21 protein-coding genes are annotated in these 18,043 nt (G+C 69.0%); 12 read left to right on the top strand and 9 right to left on the bottom strand.

Features of this window, described 5'->3' with window-relative positions; all coding sequences use genetic code 11:
• The first annotated feature begins 29 nt into the window (after positions 1–29).
• The 5 genes from ABN611_RS39705 (at position 30) to ABN611_RS39725 (ending at position 3,906) form a co-directional block, all read left to right on the top strand.
• Positions 30–998 (top strand): metal ABC transporter substrate-binding protein, encoded by a 969-nt coding sequence (locus ABN611_RS39705; protein ID WP_350277465.1) that lies wholly within the window; start codon positions 30–32, stop codon positions 996–998.
• Positions 995–1,747, top strand: coding sequence for a metal ABC transporter ATP-binding protein (locus tag ABN611_RS39710; RefSeq protein ID WP_350277466.1), 753 nt, complete (start codon positions 995–997; stop codon positions 1,745–1,747). Before ABN611_RS39705 ends, ABN611_RS39710 begins: the two co-directional genes overlap by 4 nt.
• Before the next feature lie 115 nt (positions 1,748–1,862).
• Positions 1,863–2,867: a metal ABC transporter permease gene (locus ABN611_RS39715; RefSeq protein WP_350277467.1), complete on the top strand. Its 1,005-nt coding sequence runs from the start codon at positions 1,863–1,865 to the stop codon at positions 2,865–2,867.
• Between the two features lie 53 nt (positions 2,868–2,920).
• The gene (locus ABN611_RS39720) at positions 2,921–3,313 is read left to right on the top strand and encodes a Fur family transcriptional regulator (RefSeq protein WP_350277468.1); all 393 of its coding nucleotides are present in this window, start codon (positions 2,921–2,923) and stop codon (positions 3,311–3,313) included.
• Between the two features lie 98 nt (positions 3,314–3,411).
• Positions 3,412–3,906, top strand: coding sequence for a GNAT family N-acetyltransferase (locus ABN611_RS39725; protein WP_350277469.1), 495 nt, complete (start codon positions 3,412–3,414; stop codon positions 3,904–3,906).
• Here ABN611_RS39725 and ABN611_RS39730 read toward each other — a convergent pair.
• Positions 3,903–4,997: an S-(hydroxymethyl)mycothiol dehydrogenase gene (locus ABN611_RS39730; RefSeq protein WP_350277470.1), complete on the bottom strand. Its 1,095-nt coding sequence runs from the start codon at positions 4,995–4,997 to the stop codon at positions 3,903–3,905. The genes ABN611_RS39725 and ABN611_RS39730 overlap by 4 nt on opposite strands.
• Before the next feature lie 268 nt (positions 4,998–5,265).
• Between ABN611_RS39730 and ABN611_RS39735 the strand changes: the two genes are divergently transcribed.
• The 4 genes from ABN611_RS39735 to ABN611_RS39750 are packed head-to-tail and all read left to right on the top strand — an operon-like array spanning position 5,266 to position 8,832.
• Positions 5,266–6,135, top strand: a complete 870-nt coding sequence (locus ABN611_RS39735) for an ABC transporter ATP-binding protein (RefSeq protein WP_350277471.1) — start codon at positions 5,266–5,268, stop codon at positions 6,133–6,135.
• Entirely contained in the window at positions 6,132–6,941 is an 810-nt protein-coding gene (locus tag ABN611_RS39740; RefSeq protein ID WP_350277472.1) for an ABC transporter permease, read from the top strand. The genes ABN611_RS39735 and ABN611_RS39740 overlap by 4 nt, the downstream gene beginning before the upstream one ends.
• A 32-nt stretch (positions 6,942–6,973) precedes the next feature.
• Positions 6,974–8,197 (top strand): sensor histidine kinase, encoded by a 1,224-nt coding sequence (locus tag ABN611_RS39745; protein WP_350277473.1) that lies wholly within the window; start codon positions 6,974–6,976, stop codon positions 8,195–8,197.
• Positions 8,194–8,832 (top strand): response regulator transcription factor, encoded by a 639-nt coding sequence (locus tag ABN611_RS39750; protein ID WP_350277474.1) that lies wholly within the window; start codon positions 8,194–8,196, stop codon positions 8,830–8,832. Before ABN611_RS39745 ends, ABN611_RS39750 begins: the two co-directional genes overlap by 4 nt.
• Positions 8,833–8,855: 23 nt before the next feature.
• Here ABN611_RS39750 and ABN611_RS39755 read toward each other — a convergent pair whose 3' ends face one another.
• The 3 genes from ABN611_RS39755 to ABN611_RS39765 all read right to left on the bottom strand — a co-directional run bounded on the left by ABN611_RS39755 (position 8,856) and on the right by ABN611_RS39765 (position 10,990).
• On the bottom strand, positions 8,856–9,770 hold the full coding sequence (locus ABN611_RS39755; protein ID WP_350277475.1) for a hypothetical protein: 915 nt from the start codon (positions 9,768–9,770) through the stop codon (positions 8,856–8,858).
• Entirely contained in the window at positions 9,770–10,027 is a 258-nt protein-coding gene (locus ABN611_RS39760) for a hypothetical protein (protein ID WP_350277476.1), read from the bottom strand. The genes ABN611_RS39755 and ABN611_RS39760 overlap by 1 nt, the downstream gene beginning before the upstream one ends.
• 120 nt (positions 10,028–10,147) lie before the next feature.
• Entirely contained in the window at positions 10,148–10,990 is an 843-nt protein-coding gene (locus ABN611_RS39765; protein ID WP_350277477.1) for an isoprenyl transferase, read from the bottom strand.
• Between the two features lie 414 nt (positions 10,991–11,404).
• Here ABN611_RS39765 and ABN611_RS39770 point away from each other — a divergent pair, with 414 nt between their 5' ends.
• The 3 genes from ABN611_RS39770 to ABN611_RS39780 all read left to right on the top strand — a co-directional run bounded on the left by ABN611_RS39770 (position 11,405) and on the right by ABN611_RS39780 (position 13,538).
• Positions 11,405–12,025 carry a hypothetical protein gene (locus ABN611_RS39770; RefSeq protein WP_350277478.1) on the top strand — a complete coding sequence of 207 codons (621 nt, stop codon included), beginning with the start codon at positions 11,405–11,407 and terminating at the stop codon, positions 12,023–12,025.
• A complete protein-coding gene (locus ABN611_RS39775; RefSeq protein WP_350277479.1) occupies positions 12,019–13,020 on the top strand; it encodes a hypothetical protein in 1,002 nt (333 codons plus the stop codon). Before ABN611_RS39770 ends, ABN611_RS39775 begins: the two co-directional genes overlap by 7 nt.
• A gap of 146 nt (positions 13,021–13,166) precedes the next feature.
• Entirely contained in the window at positions 13,167–13,538 is a 372-nt protein-coding gene (locus ABN611_RS39780) for a hypothetical protein (RefSeq protein WP_350277480.1), read from the top strand.
• Positions 13,539–14,452: 914 nt separating this feature from the next.
• On the opposite strand, the gene ABN611_RS39785 is transcribed toward ABN611_RS39780, so the two are convergent.
• From ABN611_RS39785 to ABN611_RS39805, 5 genes are read right to left on the bottom strand one after another with little or no spacing between them, the layout of a single operon-like run.
• The gene (locus ABN611_RS39785) at positions 14,453–15,235 is read right to left on the bottom strand and encodes a Fic family protein (protein ID WP_350277481.1); all 783 of its coding nucleotides are present in this window, start codon (positions 15,233–15,235) and stop codon (positions 14,453–14,455) included.
• Positions 15,235–15,420, bottom strand: coding sequence for an antitoxin VbhA family protein (locus tag ABN611_RS39790; RefSeq protein WP_350277482.1), 186 nt, complete (start codon positions 15,418–15,420; stop codon positions 15,235–15,237). The genes ABN611_RS39785 and ABN611_RS39790 overlap by 1 nt, the downstream gene beginning before the upstream one ends.
• On the bottom strand, positions 15,420–16,163 hold the full coding sequence (gene recO, locus ABN611_RS39795; protein ID WP_350277483.1) for a DNA repair protein RecO: 744 nt from the start codon (positions 16,161–16,163) through the stop codon (positions 15,420–15,422). Before recO ends, ABN611_RS39790 begins: the two co-directional genes overlap by 1 nt.
• Positions 16,164–16,175: 12 nt before the next feature.
• Positions 16,176–16,997: an SDR family oxidoreductase gene (locus tag ABN611_RS39800; protein ID WP_350277484.1), complete on the bottom strand. Its 822-nt coding sequence runs from the start codon at positions 16,995–16,997 to the stop codon at positions 16,176–16,178.
• Positions 16,994–17,986 (bottom strand): aldo/keto reductase, encoded by a 993-nt coding sequence (locus ABN611_RS39805; protein ID WP_350277485.1) that lies wholly within the window; start codon positions 17,984–17,986, stop codon positions 16,994–16,996. The genes ABN611_RS39800 and ABN611_RS39805 overlap by 4 nt, the downstream gene beginning before the upstream one ends.
• Positions 17,987–18,043: the final 57 nt, after the last annotated feature.

Here is an 18,043-nt window from a genome sequence, read left to right on the forward strand (position 1 = left end):
TCACTTCCAATTAAATGAAAATGATTGTCATGAGATCTGGTCTTCGAGCAGTTGTCGCCGGCGCCGCCACTCTGGCCACCCTCACCCTGGCGGGGTGCGGTGGTTCCTCCGCCGGTGACTCCGCTGGCTCCGGTGGCGACAAGCTCGACGTCGTGACTTCGTTCTACCCGCTCGAGTTCATCGCCCGCACAGTGGGGGGCGACGCCGTGAACGTCACCACCCTGACAGCCCCCGGCGTCGAGCCGCACGACCTCGAGCTGACCCCCAAGCAGGTCGGCGAGATCGCCGAGGCGAAGCTGGTCGTCTACGAGAAGGACCTGCAGCCGGCCGTCGACGAGGCCGTCGCGCAGAACGCGAAGGACACCGGCTTCGACGTCACCCCGGCCGCGAAGCTGGAGGCGACCGGCGCCGACTTCGAGGAGCACGAGGAGGGCGCGGAGGAGAACCACGCCGAGGAGGAGAAGCACGCCGACGGGGCGCTCGACCCGCACTTCTGGCTCGACCCGGTCCGGTACGCCGACGTCGTGAAGGCGGTCGAGGACAAGCTCGCGACCGTCGACAGCGCCAACGCCGCCGGGTACCACGAGCGCGCCAAGACCCTGCTCGACCAGCTCGGCAAGCTGGACACCGAGTTCAAGACCGGGCTGGCGAACTGCAAGCTGAAAACCTTCGTGACCAGCCACGAGGCGTTCGCCTACCTCGCGAAGCGGTACGGTCTGACGATGGTCGGGATCGCCGGCGTGACACCCGACGCGGAGCCGGCCCCGGCCCGGATCAAGGAGGTCCAGGACATCGTGAAGGCCCAGAAGGTGACGACCATCTTCTACGAGGAACTGGTCAGCCCGAAGGTGGCCGAGACGATCGCCAAGGACGTCGGCGTGCAGACCGCCGTACTCAGCCCGATCGAGGGCCTGTCGGACGCCAACTCCGACGAGACGTACCTGACCCTCATGCAGGAGAACCTGCAGGAGCTGCGAAAGGCGAACGGCTGCTCGTGACAGAAGACTCCGCCAAGGCCGTCCAGGTCGCCGATCTCTCGGTCGACCTGGGCGGTCGTCTCGTGCTCCGGGGCATCGACCTGCGGATCCGCCAGGGCGAGGTGGTCGCCGTGCTCGGCACCAACGGCTCCGGCAAGTCCACGCTGATCAAGACCGTCGTCGGACTGCTGCCCGCGGCGCGCGGCGAGGTCCGGCTGTTCGGGACGCCGGTCCCCCGGTTCCGCGAGTGGCGGCGGGTCGGGTACGTGCCGCAGCGGATCACCGCCGCGGGCGGCGTACCGGCGACCGTGCAGGAGGTCGTGGCGTCCGGTCTGCTCTCCAAGCGGCGGCTCTTCACCCCGCTCGGCGCGTCCGGCAAGCGGGCGATCGACGAGGCGCTGCAGGTCGTCGACATGGCCGACCGGCGCAAGGATGCGGTCGCCGAGCTGTCCGGGGGCCAGCAGCAGCGGGTGCTGATCGCGCGGGCACTGGTGTCCGACCCCGAACTGCTGATCCTCGACGAGCCGACCGCCGGCGTGGACCTGGCCAGCCAGCAGATCTTCGCCGACACGATCCGCGAGCGGGTCGCGGGCGGCACCACCGTGGTGATGGTGAGCCACGACCTGGGCCCGATGGACGCGCTGATCGACCGCTCGGTGGTGATGCGCCGCGGCCGCATCGTGTACGACGGCCCGCCGCACGCCTCCCAGACGCACGCCCACGTCCACCACCCCCACACCGACGACGAACCGGGCTGGCTGTCCTCATGACTGTGCACATTGCGCGCCTCCGGCGCGCTGGGTCATGGGGCTGTGACTCCCGCCCTTCCCTCGTCGCTCCGGTCGCTTCGCTCCCTGCGCTCCTCAGTCCAGGCCGGGAGGCCCCATGACCATGTTCGAACTCGAATTCATGCAGCGCGCGCTGATCGCGGGGCTGCTCACCGGCCTGTCCGCGCCGGCCATCGGGACGTACCTGGTGCAGCGGCGGCTGTCGTTGATGGGTGACGGGATCGGGCACATCGCGATCACCGGTGTCGCCCTGGGTCTGCTGACCGGCAGCGCGCCGGTGCTCACCGCCATCATCGTCGCGATCGCCGGTGCGACCGCGATCGAGCTGGTCCGCGCCCGTGGCAAGGCCACCGGTGACGTGGCGCTGGCGCTCCTCTTCTACGGCGGCATCGCCGGCGGCGTACTGCTGATCGGCATCGCCGGCCAGGGCGCAGCCACGCTGAACACCTACCTGTTCGGCTCACTGACCACGGTCTCCCAGAGCGACCTGTACGTCGTCGTCGGCCTCGCCGTCGCCGTACTGGTCGTAGCAGTCGGCCTCGGCCCGCAACTGTTCGCGGTGTGCCAGGACGAGGAGTTCGCCCGTACGACGGGACTCCGGGTCCAGCTGCTCAACCTGGTCATCGCGGTGATGGCCGCGGTCACCGTGACGGTGGCGATGCGGACCGTGGGCCTGCTGCTCGTCAGCGCGCTCATGGTCGTCCCGGTCGCGGCTGCGCAACAGGTGACGCGATCGTTCCGTAGTACGTTCGTCACCGCCTGTGCCATCGGTGTGGCGGCGTGTCTGGCCGGCATCGTGACGTCGTACAACGCGGACGTGGCACCTGGCGCGACCATCGTGGTGCTGGCGCTGGGCGGGTTCGTGGTGGCTGCCGTCGCCGGTGCGCTGCTGCGGCGGCGGACCGGGCGGGCGCGGCCGCTCGCGGACGAGGAGCCCGAGGTCGGCGTACCGGCGCCGGAGCCGCATGTGGTGAGCGCCGGGCACCCGCACGCGCACAACCCGGCGTGCGGTCACCAGAAGGTCGAGCACGGCGACCACGTCGACTACGTGCACGACGGTCACCTGCACGCGGCACACGGCGACCACTGGGATGAACACTGACGCTTGCGGCTTCTGAGAGAATTGGCGGCGGTAAGGAGACGACAGGAGGAACGGTGGCTATCGGAACACGCTCGACCCGTCAGCGCGCGGCGGTCGCGCAGGCGCTCGACCTCATCGACGACTTCCGGACCGCCCAGGAGATCCACCAGGAGCTCCGGTCCGCGGGCGAGGCCGTCGGGCTGACCACCGTCTACCGCACCCTGCAGGCGCTCGCGGACTCCCGCGAGGTCGACGTACTGCGCACCGCCGACGGCGAAACGGCGTACCGGCGGTGCTCCAAGGGGCACCACCACCACCTGGTCTGCCGCAACTGCGGCCGCACCGTCGAGGTCGAGGGCCCGGCCGTGGAGCGCTGGGCCGACAAGGTCGCGGCCGAGCACGGCTACACCGACATCAGCCACACCCTGGAGATCTTCGGCACCTGCAAGGAGTGCCAGAAGGCGTGACCGCACCGCGGGGCTGATAAACTGACCGCAGTAAGCCTTCCGTACCGGACTCTTCCGGCGGGAGGCTTTTCTGCGTTCTGATTCCTTTGAGGAGACCTATGTCTGACCTTGTGGTGCGCCGTGTCCAGGCCTCGGACCGAGTCCTGATGGAGCGGCTGTGGCTGATGTTCCGCCACGACCTGTCCGAGTTCCAGGGCCAACTGCCTGGCCCTGACGGCGGCTACCGCAGTGAGTGGCTCGAGAACGTCCTGACCGGCGACCCGGAATGGGCCGGCTACCTGATCTCGCTCGGCGAGAACCCGGTCGGCTTCTGCTTCATGCGGGCCCTGCAGCAGCCGGTGCGGGTACTGAATGCCTTCTTCATGGTGCGTCCGGTCCGCCGGAACGGTCTCGGGCTGCGCGCGGTCCAGGAAGTGCTGGCGAACCACCCCGGGCCGTGCGAGGTCGCGTTCCAGGGGAACAACGAGAAGGCGGTCCGGTTTTGGCAGCGGGTCGCCACCGAGATCTCCGGCGACGTCTGGACGCAGGAGGAACGCCCGGTCAAGGGCAAGCCCGACGCGACCCCCGACCTGTGGATCTCGTTCAAGGTCTAGAACAGTACGACGGACCGCAGTACGTCGCCGTGGTGCATCTTGGTGAAGGCGGCCTCGACCTCGTCCAGCGCGATCGTCTCGGACACGAACCGGTCGAGCGGTAGCCGGCCCTGCAGGTGCAGGTCGATCAGCAGCGGGAAGTCGCGGGTCGGCAGGCAGTCGCCGTACCAGCTGGACTTCAGCGAGCCGCCGCGGCCGAAGAAGTCCAGTAGCGGCATGTCGAGCCGCATGTCCGGCGTGGGGACGCCGACCAGGACCACGGTTCCGGCCAGGTCGCGGGCGTAGAACGCCTGCTTCCAGGTCTCCGGGCGGCCGACCGCGTCGATCACGACATCGGCGCCGAACCCACCGGTCAGCTCCTGGACCGCCGCGACCACGCCGTCGTGGTCGAGGCCCTTCGAGTTGATCGTGTGGGTGGCGCCGAGTTCGCGCGCGGTGGCGAGCTTGCGTTCGTCGAGGTCGATCGCGATCACCTTCGCGGCCCCGGCGAGCCGCGCGCCGACCACGGCCGCCGTACCGACGCCGCCGGAACCGATCACGGCGACGGTGTCCCCGCGCCCGACGTTGCCGGTGTTGAGCGCGGCGCCGAGACCGGCCATGACCCCACACCCGAGCAGCCCGGCCACCTCCGGCTTGGCTGCCGGGTCGACCTTCGTGCACTGCCCGGCCGCGACCAGCGTCTTCTCCGCGAACGCGCCGATGCCGAGCGCGGGGCTCAGCTCGGTGCCGTCCTGGAGCGTCATCTTCTGCTCGGCGTTGTGCGTGCTGAAGCAGTACCACGGGCGGCCGCGCAGGCAGGCGCGGCAGTTCCCGCAGATGGCCCGCCAGTTCAGGACGACGAAGTCACCCGGCTGCACGTCGGTCACGCCGTCGCCGACCGACTCCACGATGCCGGCGGCCTCGTGGCCCAGCAGGAACGGGAACTCGTCGTTGATGCCGCCTTCGCGGTAGTGCAGATCCGTGTGGCAGACGCCGCACGCCTGCACCTGCACGACCGCTTCCCCGGGCCCCGGGTCCGGGATCGTGATCTGCTCGATCGACACCGGCGCACCCTTGGCCGCCGCCACCACCCCACGCACCGTCTGAGCCATCCCCCGACGCTAACTGCCGCAGCCGCCTCCCGTCAGCCTTCCGGGCGTGGCGGATTTTCCGCGTCCCTCCGAGGTCCACGGCGTACCGACCAACGGGACGTAGTCGTCTACGCATACCGCCCGCCATGCCTGAACCGGGCCCGTCAGGACCGGTGGACACCCACCACGACCCGTCGTTCGGTACGCCTCCGTGTCCACCAGTCGGGGGACAGTGCGTCAGCCAGGCGACGCTCCCGGGGACCGGTAGGTGCGGGCGAGAGTTGAGGGCATGGAGAACGCAGTGAGGGTGCGGGGTCTCGTCAAGCGCTACCCGGACAAGGTTGCGGTCGACGGTGTCGACCTGGACATCCACCGGGGCGAGGTGTTCGCCCTGCTCGGCCCGAACGGGGCCGGCAAGACGACGACCACGGAGATCCTGGAGGGGTATCGCCGGGCCGACGAGGGCGAGATCAGCGTGCTGGGCACGGACCCGGCGCACGGCGACCGGTACTGGCGCGCCCGGCTCGGGATCGTCGCGCAGACCACCCGCGACGAGGCGGTGCTGTCCGTCGCCGAGATGGTCACGCACTTCGCCGGCTACTACCCGAACCCGCGCGACCCGGAGCAGGTGATCGCCGCGGTCGGCCTCGAGGAGAAGCGCAGGACCCGGATCCGCAACCTGTCCGGCGGGCAGCGGCGCCGCCTGGACGTGGCGCTCGGCGTGATCGGGAACCCGGAACTGCTGTTCCTGGACGAGCCGACCACCGGCTTCGACCCGGAGGCGCGCCGGCAGTTCTGGACGTTGATCGAGGACCTCCGCACCGAAGGCACCACGATCCTGCTCACCACCCACTACCTGGACGAGGCCGAGCACCTCGCCGACCGGGTCGGGGTGATCGCCGACGGCCGGATGGTCGAGGTCGCGACCCCCGGGACCCTCGGCGGCCGCGGCGCCCGCACCGCGCGCGTCTCCTGGCTCGCCGCGGACGGACTGCGCGAAGTACGCACGGACCAGCCGACGGCCGAGGTCGCCCGGCTGATGGCGGAGTACGGCGGAGAGGTACCGGAACTGCAGGTACGGCGACCGAGCCTGGAAGACATCTACCTCGAACTGATCGGGGCCACCGCCGCTCCGGCACTGGAAGGAGCTGTTCGGTGAGCACCGCGTTGCCCTCGCCGCTGAAGGTCGGCCTGTCCCGCACCGGGATCGAGGTGAAGGAGTTCTTCCGCGAACGCGAGCAGCTGATCTTCACGTTCTTCTTCCCGATCATCTTCCTCGGCATCTTCTCCGCGGTGTTCGGCGGCACCGAGTTCGCCGGCGGCGTCACCGCGGCGACGTACTTCACGCCCGGGATGATTGCCTCCGGCATCTTCCTGACGAGCTTCCAGTCGCTGGCCATCGCGATCGCGATCGAGCGCGACCAGGACGTGCTGAAACGGCTCCGCGGGACGCCGATGTCGCCGCAGTCGTACTTCATCGGCAAGATCGGGATGGTCCTGATCACCTCGGTCCTGCAGTTCGCGCTGCTGCTGGCAATCGCCGGGCTCGCGCTCGGCGTCGACATCCCGACGGCACCGGTCAAGTGGCTGCACTTCCTGTGGATCTTCGTGCTCGGCACCGCGTCGGGTTCGGTGCTGGGGATCGCGTTCTCCGTCGTACCGAAGTCCGGGCGGGCCGCGTCGGCGGTCGTCACACCGGTCGTCCTGCTGCTGCAGTTCATCTCCGGCGTGTACTTCGTCTACAGCAGCCTGCCGGCGTGGATGCGGACGGTGTCGGAGTTCTTCCCGCTCAAGTGGCTCGCGCAGGGCATGCGCTCGGTGTTCCTGCCGGACGGGTACGAGGTCAACGAGCCGGGCGGGTCCTGGCAGCTCGGCACCGGCGCGATCGTGCTGTCGGTCTGGCTGCTCGTCGGGCTCTTCCTCGCCCAGCGGCTCTTCCGGTGGACCCGCCGGGACGCGGGCTGATGGACCGGGTGCCGATCCGCGACTGGAGGATGATGGGTTCCGTGCAGAGTTCACGCGGTGGCGCCGGACAGCCGGTCTGGACACAGACGCTGGTCGGCTGGCACATCGTGTTCTGGGTCCTGCTCGGGATGACGCTCGGTCTGTCCTTCACCGGTGAGCTCGGCACGGTCCGGCAGTCCGTGTACGTCGGCACGGTCGTGCTGCTCGGTGCGGCGTACCAGTTCGTCGGTCTGCCCGCGGTGCGCTCGCGCCGGGCGCTGCCGTCGTACGTCTATCGGCTCGTCCTGGTCGGCTCGCTGATGGTGCTGATCGGGTTGTATCCGCAGTCGGTGTTCCTGATGTTCATCGCGTCGGCGCAGATCTGGCTGCTGTGCGAGAACCTCCGCGAGGGCGTCGGGTTCAGCCTGCTGCTGGTGGTCGGCGTCGGTACTGCGCAGTTGTGGAGCGCGGGGTGGGGCTGGGACGCGTTCTGGAACATCCTGCCGTGGATGCTGGTCAGCCTGGTCGTCAGCCTGCTGTTCGGGATCTGGATCGAGCGGGTGATCACGCAGAGCCAGCAGCGCGCGGAGCTGATCGAGCAACTCGAGTCCGCGCGGGACGAGCTCGCCGACGCGCACCACAGCGCCGGGGTGATGGCCGAGCGTGAACGGATGGCGCGGGAGATCCACGACACCCTTGCGCAGGGGATGACGTCGATCGTGATGCTCGCGCAGGCGGCGTCGGCCGAGCTCGCGCGGGGAGGTGCTTCGGGCGCCGCGGCGCGGTTGGCGGCGATCGAGGACACCGCGCGGGAGAACCTCGCCGAGGCGCGGGCGCTGATCGCCGCGTTCACCCCGATCGCGTTGTCCGAGGCGACGTTGACCGAAGTACTGCGCCGGCAGGCCGAGCGGTTCGCGGCCGAGACCGGGGTCGACGTACGGGTGTCGCTGGACCTGCCCGACGACGAGGTGGCGGCGCTGCCGCAGGCCCAACAGGTCGTGTTGTTGCGGTCGGCGCAGGAGGCGCTGGCCAACGTACGCAAGCATGCGGCGGCGACGCAGGTACTGATCACGCTCGGGTTGTCGGACGGCGGGGTGTGGATCGAGATCCGCGACGACGGGTCCGGGTTCGCGCCGGGGGCGGTGTCCGGGGGCTTCGGGCTGAACGCGATGCGCGGCCGGGTCGAGGAGTCCGGCGGCACCGTCTCGGTGGAGAGTAGGCCCGGTCACGGCACCCGGGTACAGGTCTTGATTCCGGCTGTCCAGGAGGATGCGTGATTCGGGTTCTGGTGGTGGACGACCACCCCGTTGTACGTTCCGGGCTGAGCGGGATGCTGTCGGTGACCGACGACATCACCGTCGTCGGCGAGGCCGGTGATGGTTCCGAGGCGCTCGCGCTCGTCGAGTCGACCCGGCCGGACGTCGTACTGATGGACCTGCGGATGCCGCGGATGGACGGCGTCGCGGCCACCGGGGCGATCGTGTCCGGGTACCCGTCGACGCGCGTGCTGGTGCTGACGACGTACGACACCGACACGGACATCTTGCACGCGGTCGAGGCCGGCGCCGCGGGCTACCTGCTCAAGGACACGCCACACGCCGACCTGCTGAACGGCATCCGGGCCGCCGCGCGCGGCGAGACCGTGCTCGCACCGCCGGTCGCGGCACGGCTGATGTCACGCCTGCGTACGCCGACCACACCCGCCGCGGCGCCGTCGCCGCGTGAACTCGAGGTCCTCGCCGCGGTCGCGCGCGGCCTCAGCAACGCCGAGATCGGCCGCGAGCTGTTCATCGGCGAGGCCACGGTCAAGACCCACCTCCAACGCCTGTTCGCCAAACTCGACGTCGACGACCGCACCCGCGCCGTCACGGTCGCAATCGAACGCGGCCTGCTCCCCTCACCGGGACGCTGAGCAGGCCGTTCGACTGGTACGCGTCAGCGTTCCTGGCTGGTGTCGGGTGCGCCGCGCATCAGGCGCAGGCGCGGGTCCTGGATGCCGCCGTTGCTGCCGGATTCCTGATCCGCCGGACGCTCGCCGACCTGCTCGGACCGTGGCGTCGGGTTCGTGCCGGCGCGCATCGCGTGGGCCAGCTCGGCGGTCCGATTGGCCTCGTCGATGCTGTACTGCGCGCTCTCGTTGACGTTGTGCATCTGCCGGTCGATGCCCTCCCGCACGCCCGTCAGGCCGTCGCGGGTCCGGTTCACGTCGACCGTCAGCGACGTACTGGCGTCCTGGATCGCGGCGGAGTGCACCCCGCCGCCGACCTGCAGCTGGGCCTGCTCGAGCTGGATCGCCGTGGTCCGGGCGTTACCGAGCTGGTCGTAGGCAGTCTTCAGTCCGGTGTCCGCCTGCGCGGTCAGGTCCCTGAGGTGGGTCACCCGGGTACGCAGCTCGGCGGCCGCCTCCGCGCCGTACTCCGGAGTGTTCCCGAGCTCGTCGACGTCGCGGAGCGCCTGGTCGAGGAACGCCGAACTCCTGCCCAGGTCGTCGTGGAACTCCTCCAGCTCGTTCTGCGCTCGGCCGATCCGGGACGCGAGATCTCCGGCGTCCTGGGCCGCGGAGTTGAACGAGAGCCGCACCCGGTCGTCGGCGTCCTGCCAGCGGGCCACGTCACCAGGATCCCGGGAAGCGGACGCGAGCCGGCCTTGTACCTCGGCCTCGTACTCGGCCTCCCGCACGCGCCCGGCCCCGGACTGCAGCTGGGCGATGTCCTCCAGCCGGTTGTCCAGCAGCCGGCCGTAGTTCCGGTCCTGGAGCGAGTCGGCGACCATGTCGAGCGTCGCCCGCGCCCGGTTCATCGCCTCCGCGACCCGGTCGGTGAGGAACGGGATGTCCTGCGCGCTCGCCATCAGTGCTGGCCCTTCGTTCCGTCCGCGGCGTCCTGTTCGATGACCTGGGGTGCTTGGGGTACCTGGGGTGCGGCTTGTGTCTGGGAGGTGGCGCGTGCCCGGGCGTCGGCGGCCAGCCGGTCGTCCTCGGCAAGGCCGGCACGCAGCTGCTCGGCAACCCGGCGGACCTGCTCCTGTGCGGCCCGTAGTTCCCGCTCCACGCTCTGCTGTGGCGTCTCGCCCGTCGGCTGGTCCTGCACGCTGCATCTCCCGTTCATGTCGTTGACACTTGCAACGAGACTAGACGCTACGGGGTCGAGCGCCGTTCCCACGACTGATCGATCTCGGTTTTCGGGGTCTCGATTTCCGCCGCGCGTCTCAGCTTTCGGCGGCGGGTCTCAGCTTTCGGCGCTCACCGGGTTCGGCACCGCACCGCCGTAACGCCGGTCACGCTGGGCATAGATCTCGATCGCCCGCCACAGGTCCCGCCGGTCGAAGTCCGGCCAGAGTGTGTCGAGGAACACCATCTCGGCGTACGCCAGCTGCCACACCAGGAAGTTGCTGGTCCGCTGCTCGCCCGACGACCGCACGAACAGGTCGACCTCGGGGATGTCGGGCGCGTACAGGTGCCGGGCGACCGTCTGCTCGGAGATCCGGTCCGGATTGATCTTGCCGTCGGCAACCTCCCGCGCGATCGCCCGCATCGCGTCCGCGAGCTCCGCGCGGCCGCCGTAGTTCACGCAGAACTGCAGCGTGATCGTGTCGTTGTGCTTCGTCCGCTCCTGCGCGTACTCGAGCTCGTCGATCACGCTCTTCCACAACCGCGGCCGCCGCCCGGACCACACCACCCGCACCCCCATCGCGTCCAGCTCGTCGCGCCGCCGGTGGATCACCTCCCGGTTGAACCCCATCAGGAACCGCACCTCCTCCGGCGACCGCGCCCAGTTCTCCGTCGAGAACGCGTACGCCGAGATGTACTTCACCCCGATCTCGATCCCACCCTTGATCACATCCAGCAACGAGGCCTCCCCCGCCTTGTGCCCCTCGGTCCGAGCCAGCCCCCGCTGCTTCGCCCACCGCCCGTTCCCATCCATCACAATCGCCACATGCCGCGGCACCAACTCCCGCGGAATCCCCGGCGCCCGAGCCCCCGAAGGATGCCCCTCCGGCGCCACCACCACCTTCTTCTCCCCCGGCTGTGCAACCCCACCCCGACCCCGACGACGACCAATAGGCGACATACCCGCAGTCTCCCATTCCCCTCCCCCGCACCTGCACGGGCAGGAACGTTGCCCGCCGACAGCGGCAACGTAAGACGAGTTGCGAGCGCTGGTATATCAAGCGGGCAGGACGGGTCTCGCAGTACAGCGAGCGTTGCGCGAGCCGGTGCTGCTCTGCCCGCCCACGCATGGCCCGAAGCCCACGAACCGGGTCAACGGAGCACTCGCCTCGTTCAGCAGGTGCTCAGACCCCGCTTAACCGACCTGCGCCGTACGGACCAGACGCACAGAGGGCCCCCGGAGCCAAGCGCCGTACGCTCACTCGCCGCTTACCAAGTGTCACTGCAACAACCTGCAACCTGTGGACAACCCACCCCGCCGAACACCCTCCGTATGCGACCCTTAACCCACCCCGACCAGAACGGAGCCCACCCCATGCCCCGCCGACCGGCCTTCGCCCCCGCCATCGCCGCCCTCAGCGCCCTCCTGGCGCTCACCGCGTGCCAAGGCTCCCCGGAAGCCGGTCAACCCAACACGACCGCGCCGTCGACCGCATCGAGCAGCAGTCCGGCGCCAACCGTTCCGAGTACTCCCACCACGCCTGGTTGGACAGCCGAGGAACAGGCTGCCATCACCGCCGCGACGACGCGCTATCTCGCGGCCCGCCGTGCGACCGAGCAAGCGCTGCAGAATCCTGCTCAGGCCGAGCGGACAGAGCTGGAGCGCAGCGGGAACGGTGGCCAGTGGCTGACGGATGTCATCGAGGACATCACATTTTTCCGGGACAACGGTTGGTATCAGGCCGGGGCGGTCACGCTGTCCTCGCCGACAGTGAAAACGGTTCGGTTGGCGGGGCAGCAACCTGAGGTCACTCTGACGAGCTGCATCGACTCCAGTGCCGTCGTCGTTCGGTACCAGGCCACGAAGAAGCCGGTACCACTCGGCCCCGACAACGGCTCCCGCCACCTGGCGCAGGCGCGCATCGTCCTGGCTCCAGGTTCCGATGGCCGCAAAGCATGGTTCCTGATCAGCGAAACTGGCGATGCCAAGTGCTGATTTCGAAACGAGTAATTCGCAGCTTGCTGCCATCGATTCTCGCGATGGCGCTCAGCGCTGTCGGCCTGCCCACTGAACCAATCTTGCCGCCAAAACCTCAGGGCGAGGTTATCGCGAAATGCAATAAGATTCTCAACAAGTGCTGGTGGGTGCCGAAATCTACCTTGAAGCTGCCTGGAAAGCCACCCAAACCGGGAAAACCTGACCAGCGCGAGAAGATCAGCAAGACAGTCTGCGAATTTAAGGGCGCTGTTCAGGCATGCACGGACCCGGTCAAGGGCAACTGGTCCAACAGCCAACAGTGCTACATGCGGCGCGAGACACCCCAGCCTCCGTTTAGCGATCCACGCTGGCAAGGACATACCGACGGGAGTATCTGGGCGTGTACTCGTGAGCAAGGGTATGACCAAGGCCGACACATCGTCACCAAATGGGTTTGGTTGCCCGGGACACCTGACACGGTGGTGGTCGATCCGGTGACCCTGGCCTATCAGGCAGTTACAGAGATGGAACTGGCGGCACCGCTTATCAGGACAGCACCCGACGCGAGCCAGGTCGGCCTGGTGAACATGCCGGTCTGGCTTTGGGTTGCCAAGACCGAAAATACCTGGGGGCCGATTGTTCGGAGCGCGAGTGTTCCTGGGTTGTCGGTTACTGCGACTGCTCGGGTCAAGGCCGTCAACTGGTCGATGGGTGATGGGAGTACGGTGCGGTGTGAAGGGCCGGGGACGCCGTACGACGCTTCGATGGGCGTCAAGGGTTCGCCTACTTGTGGGCACAGGTATGTGAAGACCTCGCACAAAATGCCGGACTGCAAGTACCCCGTGACCGCGGTTGCGCAGTGGGAGATCGGTTGGCAGAGCACGCTCGGGGACAACGGGGAGATCTCCATGACCCAGCAGGCGGCGACGCAGTTGCATATCGGTGAGGCTGTTCCCGTTCTGGTCGACCCGGATGGTGGTGCCGTCACCGTGCCCCCGAAGGACGGCTGTTGAGGGTGAGTGGAAGGCAATAGGTTCGGGGTATGACGGATTGGCCTTCGGTTGATGTGGTTCGTGCGGACCTGGTGGGGGTGCTGGCGCGGTTTCGGGCCGGGCGGACGCGAGCGTTCAGCTTTGGGGACCGAGGGCCTGAGGCTGTGATGCTGACGTACGACGAGTTCGAGGATCTCGGCGGTGAAGGCAAGTTCCGGGTTGCCGACGAGGTGGTCGAGCCGGGGGCGATGGCGGATCGTCTGCCTCAGGTGGTGCGGGAAGGGACCGGCGATCCGGTGGTGTGGGGCGAGGGCGGGGAACCAGAGGCGGTGGTGATGTCTGCGACCCAGTACCGCGACCTTCGGGGCGACGATCACCCGCCGGCGGGTGTTGTGGACGATCCGACCGTGCGGACCTATGCCACCGAACCACTCCCCGACAGCCGCCCGCTGGACCTCGACGAGTGGGCCGCCCGCATGGGACCCGACACCCAGGAGCTGCTGGAAGATCTGCGCCGCGAGGACCGCGAGGAGTCGTGAGCGGCGGAGCCCGGTATCAGCTGATAGCGGGGCCTGACTTCGACGTCGACTATCTGCGGATAGATCGTGCAGCCCAGAGAGATCCGTCCGGGCCTGAAGCCGCGTTGCGGCGGCAGGTGGTTCGGACGATGCTCGACCTCGCCAACGGCAAATCCGATGGTCATCACGCGCTGGGTTGCGCTCCGGGCAAAGGCGACCTTCGTGACTGTGTCACGGCGTATGTTCGGTCGGACCCACACCGGCCTGCTGATTACCGCTTGGTGTTTCGCGAGATCGGGCCGGCTGCGCCAGGCGGAATCCCACGCCGGGAACTGCTGGCGATCAAGCCTCGGCGCGGGCGTAACAACGTGTACGCCCACCTGTGTGCCCGGCTGAATCGCCATCCGCGGGACAGGCAGCCTGGCCTCGATCGGTTCGACAAGTGGGAGACCGTCGGCGTAGGCGCCACCGGACGACAGGCGCAGTTGGACGCGAAGCGTGCCATCGCGCACGCCTGGGCCGGACAGCAGCCACTCCGTACAGCACGCCCATTAATTCCCGGATCACCATCCGGCTCCCAGGCCGAAACATCTCGAGCGGCGCCAGATCGAAGCCGCCGCGGAAACGAAGGTCGCAGCACCGAGCGCACTGAGCCCATGACTCCTGCAGTCACCGCCCGATCCAGATACGGGCGGCCGAGCCCGACAGGCTGGCCGGAGCGCGATCGGTAGCGAGGCGGGGGTGTTGGTAGCTAATCAGCGGGGTCTGCTCGGTACGCCGCGTTCGCGAGAGTTCGTTGAGCCTGGGAAGCCGGAGGCTCCGGCTGTGGCTCCTGAGGCGCGGAAGGGTGGGGTCTCGAAGGGGATCGAGCGGCTCAAGGACACCGCGCAGGACAAGTAGGCGACGCGATGCGGAGATGGAGGGCTTGTCGTGGTCTAGTGGCGTTCGTCCGGGCCTCGTTCGCGGGTTGAAGAGATTCGATGGGCGGCTGACGAAGGTGTGGTCTTCGTGCCGTGGGTGGGGATGGTGGCTGCGCCGGTGATGCCCTCGGTGGTGAGGCGGAGGGACTGCTCGGTGTCTTGTCGGGCGCGCGGGTCGGTCAGGGGCTCGATGCACTCCGCCAGGGCTTCGCGGACGGGTTCGGCGCCGATGCCGAAGGCCTCCGCCATCACCTCGTTCTGGCGGTCGGCGATCCGCGTCCAGTCGATGCGGTAGCCCGCGGCCTCTGCTACGTGGTCCAGGAAGATGCGCTGCGTTCGGCCGTTGCCCTCGACGAACGGGTGGAGCACGTTGACGCCGGCGTACGTCCTGGCGAGGACGTCGACGACCTCGTGCGTCGGTCGGTTACGGAGGTCGGCGGGATCGCCCAACTGTGAGAAGATCACGGGCGCCAAGCGCTCGATGTCCTCCGGTTTCACGAACTCGTTGCCCGGCGCATCCGGATCCTGGGACGGCCGGACCAACTCGGTGACCCGCAGATCTCCGGCCCAGTCGTAAACGTCCTGGAACAGGTGCCGATGGATCGCCCGGAGATGGTCCAGGTCGAACGTCCGCGGGATCTCGACGTCGCCGGCGATGAGCTCGACCGCCCGCTCCGCCGTCCGGGAGCGCTCGGCGCGTTCCAGCTCGGCCGCGTCGTGGATGCCGAGCTTGTTGATCTTGCAGTCGTCGATCTGGCCGGGCCAGAAGTAGTCTCCCCAGTTCTCGAACGTCGGCATCAGAGCTGTTCGTCCAGGAGTTGGCGGCGTTGTTCGGCGGTGATTTCGCCCAGGAGGTAGCGGGCGAAGATGTCTATTTCCTTGTCGCTGAGGGGCATGTTCTCCATGCGCCAGGAGGCGATCAGGTTGTTGAGTTGGTGGCGTTTCTCAGGGTCGAGACGGTCCACAGGTCTTTCGGAAGGCATCAGGACGCTCCTGGGGTCAGGTCCAGGTGGGGTAGGGAGCGGAGTTGGTTGTCTTGGTGGTAGGTGAAGAAGGCGGCTATCAGGCCTGTGGATTCTCGGCGGGTTCTGGGGTCGGCTTGGAGGGCGGTGGGCCAGTCGCCGGTGAGGAGGGCTGCCAGGTGGGTGACTGTGGCTTGGGAGGGCATGGCTGAGGCGGGTGGGCGGCAGGTGGTGCAGACTATGCCGCCGGCGGCGGGGTTGAAGGCTCGGTGGGGGCCTGGTTCGCCGCAGCGGGCGCAGTCGTCGAAGGACGGGGCGTAGCCGGCGATCGCCAAGGACCGCAGCAGGAACGAGTCGAGGACCAGGGCGGGCTCGCGTTCGCCGGTGGAGAGGACTCGCAACGCGCCGGCGAGGAGCAGGTGTTGCTGGGTGGCGGGTTCCTTCTCCTCGACGACCAGGCGGTCGGCCGTTTCCAGCAGGACCGTGCCGGCCGTGTACCGCGCGTAGTCGTCGACGATTCCCTCGCCGTACGCCGCGATGGACTCGGCCTGGGTGACGACGTCCAGCGTGCGGCCGGTCGCGAGTTGCAGGTCGACGTAGCTGAACGGTTCCAGGCGGGCGCCGAAGCGCGACGACGTACGTCGGACGCCCTTGGCGACCGCGCGGACCTTGCCGTTGGCGCGGGTCAGCAGCGTGGCGATCCGGTCCGCCTCACCCAGCTTCTGGGTGCGCAGCACGATCGCCTGATCCCGGTAGAGCGGCACGAGGTCAGTGTCTCACCCGCGGCCGACATACTCCTCGAGGCTGATCGGCTCCCGCCCGGTGATGTCCCGCACCGCGGTCGACACATGCGACAGTTCGCCGCTGGCGATCGCGGCGTACGACGTGACCCACCCGGCCACCTCCCACGCCGGCGCGCCGTACGACTCCCGCGACCGGTACGCCTCGTCCAGCGTCTCCGCCTCGTACCGGACCTTGCGCCCCCACGCCTCGGTCAGCACCCCGGCCGCCTCGGACAGCGTGAACGCGGACGGCCCGGTCAGGTCGTACGTCGCCCCGCCGAAGCCGGCCCCGGTGAGTACCCGGGCCGCCACCGCCGCCACGTCGTCCCGTGCCACCGCCGACACCCGCCCGTCCCCCGCCGGCCCGCGGATCACGCCGTCCTGACCGACGAACCCGGGCACGAAGTCGAGGTACAGGTTGTCCCGCAGGAACGTGAACTCGACACCGCTCGCCCGGATGTGTTCCTCGGTGTGCCAGTGGTCGCGCGCGAACGTGAACGTCGCCCCCGGCGCCGCACCGACGAACGACGTGTACACGATCCGCCGCACCCCGGCTGCCACCGCGGCGTCGACCGTTGCCTTGTGCAACGCCACCCGGTCCGCCGACTCGGTTGCGCTCAGCAACATCAGTACGTCGACCCCGTCCAGCGCCGCGAGCAGCGCGGCGTGCTCGCCGTACGCCGCCTGCGCCACCGAGGCGCCGGGCACCGACGGCGCCCGCGCCGGGTCGCGCACGATCAACCGGAGCGATTCGCCGGCCAGCTGTGAGACGATCCGGGACCCGAGCTGCCCGGTCGACCCGGTGACGCCGATCACTTGCCCACCAGGTCCATCCCGCCCTGCTGGTACCGCTGCCCGGCCACCGCGTCCGGCGGGAACGCGGCGTCCAGCGCCGCCAGCTCCTCGGCCGAGAACGTGACGTCCAATGCGCCCAGGTTCTCGGCCAGGTACTTGCGCCGCTTCGTGCCCGGGATCGGCGCCACGTCATTGCCCTGTGCAAGCAACCAGGCGAGCGCCAGCTGGCTCGGCGTCACGCCCTTCGACGCGGCCAGCGCCTTGACCTGCTCGACCAGGTCCAGGTTCCGCTGGAAGTTCTCACCCTGGAACCGCGGCAACGTCCGCCGCATGTCGTCCGAAGGGAAGTCGGCCTCGGACTTGATCTGCCCGGTCAGGAACCCGCGCCCGAGCGGGCTGAACGGCACGAACCCGATGCCCAGCTCCCGCAGCGTCGGCAGCACGACGGTCTCCGGGTCGCGCGTCCACAGCGACCACTCGCTCTGCACGGCGCTGATCGGATGTACGGCGTGCGCCGCGCGCACCGTGTCGCCGTTCACCTCGGACAGGCCGAGGTACCGCACCTTGCCCGCCTGGACCGCCGAGGCCATCGCCCCGACCGTCTCCTCGATCGGCACCTTCGGGTCGCGCCGGTGCAGGTACCAGAGGTCGATGTGCTCCACGCCGAGGCGGCGCAGCGACGCGTCCAGGGCCTGCAGCGCGTACTCCGGGGAGCCGTCGATGTCCGTGGGCGGCGCCGGCGAGTTCGGGTCCGCGGGCCGGAAGCCGAACTTCGTCGCGAGCACCACCTCGTCACGGCGGCCGGCCAGCGCGCGCCCGACGAGTTCCTCGTTCGCGCCGTCGCCGTACACGTCGGCGGTGTCGATGAAGGTGCACCCGGCGTCGACGGCCGCGTGCAGGGTCGCGATCGACTCGGCGTCGTCCGCGCGGACGCCGTACGACTGGGACATCCCCATGCAGCCGAGGCCGAGGGCGGAAACGGTCAGGTCACCGAGCTGGGATTCACGCATGTCCCGAACCTACCGCCGGGCCCCGCTCCGCGGGCCAACGGGCCTCGCCCGGCGGGG

It is taken from the genome of Kribbella sp. HUAS MG21 (assembly GCF_040254265.1).
In the GTDB taxonomy this organism is placed as follows: domain Bacteria; phylum Actinomycetota; class Actinomycetes; order Propionibacteriales; family Kribbellaceae; genus Kribbella.